The sequence below is a fragment of the Moraxella sp. genome, assembly GCF_024227015.1.
In the GTDB taxonomy this organism is placed as follows: Bacteria; Pseudomonadota; Gammaproteobacteria; order Pseudomonadales; family Moraxellaceae; genus Moraxella.
In genome coordinates, this window is record NZ_JAAELD010000002.1 from 1 (window position 1) to 7355 (window position 7355).

Annotated in this window: 7 protein-coding genes; 3 read left to right on the forward strand and 4 right to left on the reverse strand. The window is 46.1% G+C overall.

What is annotated here, in order from left to right:
* Positions 1-124: 124 nt before the first annotated feature.
* Positions 125-1723 carry a carbon starvation protein A gene (locus tag GY683_RS00010; RefSeq protein WP_297286805.1) on the forward strand — a complete coding sequence of 533 codons (1599 nt, stop codon included), beginning with the start codon at positions 125-127 and terminating at the stop codon, positions 1721-1723.
* A gap of 127 nt (positions 1724-1850) precedes the next feature.
* On the forward strand, positions 1851-2363 hold the full coding sequence (locus tag GY683_RS00015) for an adenine phosphoribosyltransferase (RefSeq protein ID WP_297286806.1): 513 nt from the start codon (positions 1851-1853) through the stop codon (positions 2361-2363).
* 69 nt (positions 2364-2432) lie between these two features.
* On the opposite strand, the gene GY683_RS00020 is transcribed toward GY683_RS00015, so the two are convergent.
* The 3 genes from GY683_RS00020 to tsaA all read right to left on the reverse strand — a co-directional run bounded on the left by GY683_RS00020 (position 2433) and on the right by tsaA (position 6019).
* On the reverse strand, positions 2433-3959 hold the full coding sequence (locus GY683_RS00020; protein WP_297286807.1) for an acetyl-CoA hydrolase/transferase family protein: 1527 nt from the start codon (positions 3957-3959) through the stop codon (positions 2433-2435).
* A 175-nt stretch (positions 3960-4134) separates the two neighbouring features.
* Positions 4135-5230, reverse strand: a protein-coding gene (gene prfB, locus GY683_RS00025; RefSeq protein WP_297286808.1) for a peptide chain release factor 2 whose coding sequence is annotated in 2 segments (ribosomal slippage) — positions 4135-5157 and positions 5159-5230 — 1095 coding nt in all. Because the reading frame shifts where the segments join, the coding sequence is not laid out codon by codon here.
* A 78-nt stretch (positions 5231-5308) separates the two neighbouring features.
* Entirely contained in the window at positions 5309-6019 is a 711-nt protein-coding gene (gene tsaA / locus GY683_RS00030) for a tRNA (N6-threonylcarbamoyladenosine(37)-N6)-methyltransferase TrmO (RefSeq protein ID WP_297286809.1), read from the reverse strand.
* A 169-nt stretch (positions 6020-6188) separates the two neighbouring features.
* Here tsaA and GY683_RS00035 point away from each other — a divergent pair, with 169 nt between their 5' ends.
* On the forward strand, positions 6189-6962 hold the full coding sequence (locus GY683_RS00035; protein ID WP_297286810.1) for a ferredoxin--NADP reductase: 774 nt from the start codon (positions 6189-6191) through the stop codon (positions 6960-6962).
* An 80-nt stretch (positions 6963-7042) separates the two neighbouring features.
* Here GY683_RS00035 and GY683_RS00040 read toward each other — a convergent pair.
* Positions 7043-7355 (reverse strand): hypothetical protein (locus GY683_RS00040; protein ID WP_297286811.1); only part of this gene is annotated, 313 nt, incomplete at its 5' end.

Genomic DNA, 7355 nt, shown 5'->3' on the forward strand with positions numbered 1-7355 from the left:
ATGTTTTGGTTAATTTTTGCTTTACAATTGTATAGAATTTAGTTATTTTAGCCAGTGATTAAACTGCGCTAATTAAGCAGTTATCTATTGTGACAATCGTCATGGATCTTTAGGAATAACACTCATGTTATGGTTCTTTTTTTGTGTTGCCGTACTGGTCATCGGTTACTTCGTTTACGGCAAAATCATCGAAAAAATCTTTGTCATCAACCCAAACAAAAACACGCCCGCCTACACAATGGCTGACGGCGTGGACTATGTTCCGATGTCAAAAGGTAAAATTTGGCTTATTCAATTATTAAACATCGCCGGCACAGGTCCGATCTTTGGTCCGATTCTAGGTGCGCTTTATGGACCGGTGGCGATGCTGTGGATTGTCCTCGGCTGTATTTTTGCCGGTGCGGTACACGATTATATGTGCGGGATGTTGTCTGTGCGTAACGGTGGCGCCAGTATGCCTTATTTGACGGGCAAATACTTAGGCACGCCAGTTAAGCACTTCATTAACCTGCTTGCGGTGGTTCTGCTGATTCTGGTTGGTGTGGTATTCGTTGCCAGCCCAGCTCAGCTATTAAGCTCAATCACGCTAGATGTGTTTGGCACCCAAGCAACAGGCGCGATCTCTGTCAATAATGCAGAAAGCGTGACAGCTGCTGCGGGCGATGTTGCCAATACCGCCTTTGGCCTAACCAAAGAAAGTATCATCGTAGCATGGACAGCGATCATTTTCATATATTACATCATCGCAACCTTGCTACCAATTGATAAAATCATCGGCCGTATTTATCCATTCTTTGGTGGTCTATTATTGTTTATGTCACTTGGCATGACTTACGGTCTAGTCGCTAACGAGCTTGGCACTGCTGAGAGCTATTTCTTTAATAGCATGGGCGGTCTGACAGTAGAAAGCTTCTTCCAGAACTTCCAGCCTAAAGGCGATTTGCCAATCTGGCCTTTATTATTCCTAACCATTACTTGTGGCGCACTGTCAGGTTTCCATGCCACGCAGACACCGCTTATGGCACGCTGTGCAATGAACGAATCTGAAGGCCGCTTTATCTTCTATGGCGCAATGATTACCGAAGGCGTGATTGCGCTTATTTGGTGTGCAATTGGTCTGTCATTCTACCCTGACCTAGTATCGCTACAAGAAGCCATCTCGGCAGGCTCACCTTCTAAAGTCGTCTATGACAGCTCAATCGGCTACCTAGGCGCGATTGGTGGTGTATTTGCGGTGCTTGGTGTGGTTATTCTACCGATTACCTCGGGTGACACAGCATTCCGTGCAGCACGTCTGATCATCTCTGAATTCCTAAACATGGAACAGCGCACGCTAATGAAGCGTCTTTGGATTGCGATTCCGCTATTTGTGATTGGCTATATCATCTCAAAAATAGACTTCCAAATCCTATGGCGCTACTTCAGCTGGGCAAACCAAACCGTTGCTGTGGTGATGCTATGGACAGCGGCAGGCTATCTGTATCGCTATCGCAAGTTCCACTGGGTATGTACGCTACCAGCCATCTTCATGAGCGCTGCATGCTATACATTCCTCGCCTACAACAAAATCGGCTTCGGTCTTGATTACACGCTGTCACTGTACATCGGCGTGGGCTTGACCGTGCTGACGACCGCTGCGTTCTTCTTATTCGTAAAACGCGAAAGCATCGCAGGTGACCCTGATGCACTGGTGAATGATCAACCGATCGTATCAAAAGCCTAGTTAGCCCCTTCATAAAAATGCAGATCTTAAGGTCTGCATTTTTTATTGCTCGCTCATATAAGGCTATAAATTCATGGCAGAATTTTAGTATAATGAGCGGTTTTAATATCTTTTCTTTGGTGCTTTTATGACAAACAATCATCCATTTTGGCAGCTTATCCACACCATTCCTAATTTTCCAAAAGACGGTATTGATTTTTATGACATCACACCACTGCTATACGGTCATGTGGATGCGCTGATTGACGAATTATTAAAAGCCTTGCCTGACGATTTGATGAACACGGTCGAATGCTTCGCCGCCACTGAAGCTCGTGGTTTTGTGATAGGTAGCTTATTATCAGGGCGCACAGGCAAACCACTCATGTTAATCCGTAAACAAGGTAAACTACCGCCACCTGTATTTAGAGAAAGTTATGGGCTAGAATATGGCAATGATACACTGGAGATTAAGGCAGATCTGCCCGCCTCAAAGGTGCTACTAGTTGATGACGTGCTGGCCACAGGCGGCACATTGAAGGCAAGTAAGACCCTATGCCAAAAAGCAGGCCATGAAGTACTCGGCGCATTGGTTTTATTAGACTTACCTGCGCTTCATGGCGACATCGGCATGCCCGTCTATCATGTGATGCACAATTAATATTGTAAGCGCACCAAATAAAAACACCCAAGCGATAACTTGGGTGTTTTTAGTATATAAACGGGTAGCTTATTTGATACGCATGTCACCAGTTTCGATGAAACGTTGGTGCCATGATAGCGCTTCTAGCAATAGATGCGGCGTGTGGATACCACCTGCTTTTTGGCTTGCTACTTCAGCGCGATCATAGTAATCACGAAGCATGTCGCGATAATCAGGGTGTGAACAGTTCTCGATGATTAGCTTCGCACGCTGACGTGGAGATTTACCACGTAGATCAGCCATACCTTGCTCGGTCACGATGAACATCACGTCATGCTCAGTGTGGTCGTGGTGTGATACCATTGGCACGATCGCAGAGATTGCACCACCCTTAGCAGTAGATGGGCTGACATAGAAGCTAAAGAAGCCATTACGAGTAAAGTCACCCGAACCACCGATACCGTTCATCATACGATTACCCATAACGTGGGTAGAGTTCACGTTACCATAGATGTCAGCTTCGATCATTGAGTTCATGCCGATAACACCTAGACGACGGATCAGCTCTGGATTGTTGCTGATTTCCATTGGACGTAGGATGATTTTGTCTTTTAGGAATTCGATGTTCTCGTTGAAGCGAGCCAGCGCGTCTGGGCTAAATGACAAAGCGGTCGCCGAAGCAGTTTTCATCTTCTTAGCTAGGATTAGATCAAGCATACCGTCTTGTAGTACTTCGGTATAACCAGTCAAATCTTCAAATGGCGCATCTAGCAGACCTGCCATTACCGCGTTAGCCACGTTACCCACACCTGACTGAAGTGGTAGTAGGCTCTTAGGTAGACGACCTGCTTTCACTTCATGATCTAGGAAGTCAATGACCTGAGCAGCGATGCGCTTAGATACATCATCAGGCTCTGCAAACTTAGAGTTACGGTCGCCTGAATTGGTCAATACAATACCAAGAATCTTGTCAGTATCGCACTCTAGCGCTGGCGTGCCGATGCGGTCAAAAGCACCCACGATAGGGATTGGCTTACGGTGAGGTGGTAGACCAACATCGCCATAAATGTCGTGCATGCCTTCTAGGCCTTCGCTTAGTGCAGCGTTGATCTCGATGATGACTTTCTTAGCGTTCTTAACTGCTTCTACGCCGTGACCGATACCCATGGCAAAGATGATTTTACCATCTTCAGTGATGCCTGCCGCCTCGATGATGGCGATATCAAATTCACCGTAGAAGCCTTGGCGCATTTGCTGTTCAACATGCGATAGATGCATGTCTTGATAAGCAACGTTACCAGCGTTAATGCCGTTACGAAGCGTTGGATCAGATTGGAATGGAGAGCGGAAATGCACCGCGTTCGCTTCAGCCAATACACCATCGCACTCAGGCGCGGTAGATGCACCCGTCACCATGCCGATGCTGAATTTGTCGCCTTTGGCGTGTGCTGCTTTTGCCTTGTTGGCGATGGCAGTTGGTAGCGCCTTAGGATAGCCCGCCCCTGTAAAGCCTGTGATGGCAAGCATCATGCCGTCTTTAACAAACTCAGCCGCTTGATCAGCGCTCATTACTTTCTCACGCAGACCCGCGTGACGAATACGATCGATTGACATAATCATTGTCCTCTTGATAATAATATTCCAATAAAATGGCGATAAATTTACAAATACTGTAAATTATGATGATTTTAGCATTAGATGGCAATAAAATAAATAGCTCGCTACAACATTTGTACTGATTTTCAATTAGAAAAATCAATCATTAATATTGATTACTAATACCTATAAATTACAATCCCGCCTTCAAACTTGCCACGATAAATTTATCCAAATCGCCGTTTAGCACCGCCGTTGTATTAGATGTCTCAACACCTGTGCGTAAGTCCTTAATGCGCGAATCATCAAGCACATAAGAACGGATTTGCGATCCCCAGCCGATGTCGGATTTGCTGTCTTCTAGGGCTTGTTGTTTTTCCATGCGTTTTTGCATTTCAAGCTCGTAGAGTTTGGCACGGAGCATTTTCATCGCGGTGTCTTTGTTGGCGTGCTGAGAGCGTTCGTTTTGACACGCCACGACCACGCCTGTGGGTTGGTGCGTGATACGCACGGCAGAGTCGGTGGTATTGACGTGCTGACCACCCGCGCCGCTTGAACGATAGGTATCGATGCGTAGGTCAGCAGGATTGATGTCAATCTCTACATTATCATCAATCTCAGGGGAGACAAACACCGCTGAGAATGACGTATGGCGACCGTTATTACTGTCAAATGGCGACTTACGCACCAAACGATGAACGCCAATCTCCGTACGAAGCCACCCAAAGGCATAATCACCCTTGACCGAAATGGTTGCTGACTTAATGCCTGCCACGCCACCATCAGACACTTCCAGAACTTCTGCCTTAAAGCCATGCGACTCGCACCAGCGCAGATACATACGTAGCAGCATCTCCGACCAGTCTTGGGCTTCTGTACCACCAGAGCCTGCCTGGATGTCTAGGTAGCAGTTGTTGGCATCCATCTCACCGCTAAACATGCGTTTAAATTCCAAGTCTTCAACTTTCACATTCGCGTCATCAAGTTCGACTTGCACATCAGCAAGCAGGCTTTCGTCGCCTTCTTCGACCGCAAGCTCAAGCATGGCGGCTGCATCTTCTAATGCAGCATCCAATCCTTCGATAACACCGATGATACCATCTAGAACGGATTTTTCTTTGCTGATTTTGGTGGCAAGCTCAGGGTCGTTCCAGATATCTGGGTTTTCTAGTTCTAGATTGACTTCTTCTAGGCGCTCTTTTTTGCTTTCGAAGTCAAAGATACCTCCGAAGGCCTTGACCGCGTTCGGTCAGGTCTTTGATTTGTTCTTGATATGGGGCGATTTCCATGATGATTACCTTAAGCTTAAAAAAATTAATAAATAACAGGAAATTATATCAAATCTTGGCGATTTTTAGAATGTATTTTTAAGGGTTAACCTGCCTGACATGCTCAATCACTAGCGAATCATCAACCCTCATAAAATCAACATCGACCGTCTTATATCTCATGCTGCACATCACACCCGTTTCATTTTGGCGATAGGCAGGCCGCGGATCTTGGGCGATTAGGCTTAGGATAATGTCTTTATCGTCATTTTGTAGGGTATTTTTTGATATCAACACCTCAAAGTCACCCTTCGCCCGCTCGCTTATCTTCACATCGCGCACACTCGGCTTATCAAATCCCATCGCTTCATGCACGCCATCCACATAAGGCAGATATGGCTTAATATCCAAGATTGGCGTACCATCCGCTATGTCCGCCCCGATGATGTGCAAAATCGCTTGATTATCAACAATCTCCACCTTATCAAGCTGCACGACCGACAGACCAATTTGACTTGGGCGATACATGCTACGCGTGGCAAATACGCCTATTTTATCATTACCGCCTAGCCTTGGCGGACGCACCTGCGGGCGGAAATTTGCCTGCTCTTTGTTGTGGTGAAACTGCCACAGAATCCAAAGATGGCTATAATTCTCAATGCCCACAAAAGCATCTGGATTATTAAAAGGCGCAACAAAACGAATATGGCTTTTTATGGCGACCAAATTCGGCTGGCGAGGGATGCCAAATTTCTGAGTTAAAGGCGAATGATGATGGCCGATGATGGGGAGAGTATGGTGTGCGTTCATGGTGTTTTTGGGCGGTTTATGATAAAATATAGGTTCCTTATGCCAAAAAGTTAATAACAGTCCATGGCAAAAATCGCTATCATAGCACAAATTTTGTGTTAGCCCAATTTTGTGCTATACTTTATCTTTAAATTAAACTCATTTTCATTTATACAGTCTGGAAATCCTCATGTCAAAATTCATCAGCGAAACCGTGACTTATGTTCACCACTGGACAGACACCTTATTCACCATCAAAACCACCCGCAGCGACAGCTTGCGCTTTCGCAGCGGCGAATTCGCCATGATCGGCTTGATGGTGGATGGTAAGCCATTGGTGCGCGCTTACTCCATCGCCAGTCCTGCATGGGCAGAAGAGCTTGAATTTTATTCCATTAAGGTCCAAGACGGTCCTTTAACATCACGCCTACAGCACATCAAGGTTGGTGATGAGCTATTGGTCAGTAAAAAACCAACAGGCACCCTGGTATTAGATGACCTACTGCCTGGCAAGCATTTATATATGCTTGCTACCGGCACAGGCTTAGCGCCATTCTTGTCGTTGGTGCGCGAACCAGAAGTTTATGAGCGCTTTGAGAAGGTGATCTTGGTGCATGGTGTGCGCCATGTCGAAGATCTTGCTTATCGTGATTTCTTTGAAAATGAGCTGCCAAATGATGAAATCTTTGGCGAATGGGTGCGTGAAAAATTCATCTACTACCCTACTGTAACGCGTGACGAATTTAAAAACCAAGGTCGTGTGACTGACTTATTAAAATCAGGCAAACTGTTCGAAGACATCGGGCTGCCGCCGATCAATAAAGACGATGATCGCGCGATGATTTGCGGTAGCATGGCGATGAATGCCGACACTGCTGCTATTCTAGATGATTTTGGTCTGACGGTATCACCACGCATGGGCGTACCTGCTGACTATGTATTAGAGCGCGCATTTGTGGGCTAATCCATCGTTTTAGATCCGACCACAAAAGACGCGCTCAATACGGTGCGTCTTTTTTACTTTTTATCTAAATACTTAAGCATTTATAGCCAATCAGGAATTGGGCGACCCGTATATGCCAAAATATCCGCCTTACCACAGCGATAATAGGCACGATAAGCAGTGACTGTCTCATCGCCTTGATACTCTTCGGGCATGACCTGCGGGGGTGTGATAAAGGGTGTGTCGGTGGGGATGGGGCAATTTATCAGAATATGGCGGAGTTTTTGGTCGGTCAGATGAACCTTGCCATAGCGGTGGGTATATTCATCACATAGGGCGATAAATAGCCGATAAAGCCAGTCATAATGCGACTTTGAGCCACGCACCCACACCGCACATGGGTGGTTTTGGTGG